At 32.9% G+C, this 2,621-nt stretch carries 1 protein-coding gene and 1 pseudogene; one reads left to right on the top strand and one right to left on the bottom strand.

Going from position 1 to position 2,621, the window contains the following annotated elements:
* Positions 1-382 precede the first annotated feature (382 nt).
* Positions 383-1,471: pseudogene (locus ASJ81_RS10900) on the top strand (acyltransferase family protein); the annotation flags it as partial.
* Positions 1,472-2,009: 538 nt separating this feature from the next.
* Here the strand turns inward: ASJ81_RS10900 and ASJ81_RS10895 are convergent.
* Positions 2,010-2,405 (bottom strand): hypothetical protein, encoded by a 396-nt coding sequence (locus tag ASJ81_RS10895; protein WP_170943285.1) that lies wholly within the window; start codon positions 2,403-2,405, stop codon positions 2,010-2,012.
* Positions 2,406-2,621: the final 216 nt, after the last annotated feature.

Genomic DNA, 2,621 nt, shown 5'->3' with positions numbered 1-2,621 from the left:
CAAAATATGATAAGGGAAAATGGAAAAACTATTATATTTTTTATGCGGTTGAAAAACCATTGAATTTGAAGAGGATACCTATTTTCAGTAATATTCGAGTATCATTGACAATGTATTTTCCAGCGAAAACGTTATAGAGAGGACATTATTAAAACAGATGGCTGTTGAAAATATCATACAAATTACATACAAATTAACATTACAATAATTATTATAGAAATGTGAATAAAAAAGCGGTGTAACTTATATATATAAAGAAGTTGATCATTTTTTAACATGATAAGTTATTAAGTAATAATTATTTTTGTGAGTTGACTCACCATTAAATAGAATATAAAAAGTCTTACATATACATGGAGTTTCATTTATAGGAATCGAGACTATGAAAAACAAAATAATTGCATTTGATTTTTTGAGAGCTTTAGCAATAGCGATGATTATTCCGGCTCACTTAAGTAACTTTTTATCTTTTACTTACATCAAGTTAGCCCTGTATGCCGTTGATCCTTTTGTTGCAAATATGGGACTGGGATTATTTATATTTATGAGTGGATATTTGCTATATTATAACAACCATTCAATAAACTCGTTCCAGAGCGTATTGTCTTTCTACAGGAAACGGCTCCTTAGGATCTTTCCTCTTTACTGGGGTGCCATCGCCGCTTTTACACTTGTATTCTTTATATTTGCTCCAAAGATAAACTCAGGTTTTGAATTTCCCAATGCAGAAAATGTGTTTAGTTTTCACAATATAATCATGCATATACTGGGATTACAAATCTTCCTTGCTCCTAGATATGTGTCCCCGATGCTGACACTATACTTTGTAGGTTTAATTATTGTCTTCTATGCAATTTACCCGCTTATCATTATGCTTTCAAAAAGTTCAAAACAGATCTTACTTTGCTCTTTTCTTATATTTATTGGATGTTTATTAGTCTCAAGAACTTTTAACATAATTGAGCCCCGCTTTTTTATGTTTTTCCCAATATTCATTTTTGGGATTCTTACCTGTAAAGAAAGCCTATTTGAAAAATCAATGATAATTAACCGGAAAAATCCTTTTATCCAGATACTGCTGGCAGCTCTCCCTGTTATGCTTGTACTGGTTATCGTATTAGACTCAAGAACAACCCTTCTCCTGGACCCAAAAACTTCATTTACTATTGCGTCTGCAGGTAGCGGCACTATAGGCTCTTCTACAGTGGTATCGATGCTGGAAAGTATTGCAAATTCACTGGGCCTGAGTTACCTTATTTTAAAATTCATTATTGATTCTGTGCTTCTTAATTTATTCGTAATAATATTCTGTGTTCTGGAATACAGGTTTGCGATGAAATTTATAAATAACGAATTTTCAAGTATTCTGAGCTCTGCGTTTACATATGTCGCTACAGCTTCATACTGTATCTATTTGTTCCACAGGCCATTTCTGGCACTCTGGAATTCAGGGACACACTTTATAAGTAGTCCAATCCTGCATGATGTCATCCTTATCTTCGTAGCGTTACCAGTTCTGGTCATCATCTCGTACCACCTGCAGATCCTTGAGTTTAATTTGAAAAAGTACTTTTCAAACAAAAAAGATTCTCATAAAGATCTCTCATTTCGCGGATATACTAATGTTTCCGACATAGGCAATAAGACAAAATAAACTCAACAAATTTTAATAAACCCACTTTCCGCAGATGTACACAAAAATGCCACTTATTATCTCAATACGGCAATAAGCTAAAAACTTAAAATCGGATTTGATGAGATAATATGGCAAATCGGCAAATAAATTCTACATCTGTGTACATCTGCGGAATGTAGGATAAACATAAAATTATATAGAGTTTTTATTGAAAACTCCTTATAATTTATTTAATTTCAAGTTCTATTGAATTTATTTGAAATGGCTGCAAGGTAAGTAAATAAAATTCGTATGTAAAAAGATTCACAAATAAGACTAACCTTCTATAATACTGCTGAGTAAATTACTATATTTTAAAAGTTAAGGTTAAGTATTATATACAAATGAAAAGGCTATTTCTCTTTGAATAGCTTCCCAATTCTTCAGGATCCGCAAAATAAAGCTTTTTTCGGTCTGGACAATACATATCAAGCTCAAGCTGGATTCTCTCAATAAGTCCACTACAGCAAGTACCTGTAATCCCATAATTTTCCTTCAAGATCCCGGCCAGAACTTCTACCTCAATTCCATCATGGATAACTCTTTGCAGGCCTTGCAAAATGTTCCTAACAAACTCTTCTTCTGTGAGAGAATCAGTCACTTCAATATTTTCAACCATATATCTACAAGCCTGTTTATCCCCTTCAAAGTTGAGGTACTCCAGAGTATGTAACCTTATGTTATGGTACACATTCGTACCGCAAACTGGACAACGCGCCTTTATAAACATCTTTTTCCCTCTATACTCAGAGAATAAAGAGTAGCCTTAATATATAAAGAATAGACAAGCAGACTGAAAATAATCAAATACTGAATTGCAAAAAGATATGATGCGCCACTAAAAGTGTTTTTGAAATAACATCAACTAACTAATAGTACACGACCCGATTTGATAATCCATTTTTATCCGATTGATGTTTTAAAACACCTGAATGTTAGCATTTCC

The sequence above is a fragment of the Methanosarcina spelaei genome, assembly GCF_002287235.1.
GTDB lineage: Archaea > Halobacteriota > Methanosarcinia > Methanosarcinales > Methanosarcinaceae > Methanosarcina > Methanosarcina spelaei.
This window is presented reverse-complemented; position numbering and strand designations above follow the sequence as displayed.

Bases quoted from the DNA above. Each gene is read 5' to 3' on its own strand.
- ASJ81_RS10895 (WP_170943285.1), bottom strand. From the start codon at position 2,405: ATGTTTATAAAGGCGCGTTGTCCAGTTTGCGGTACGAATGTGTACCAT.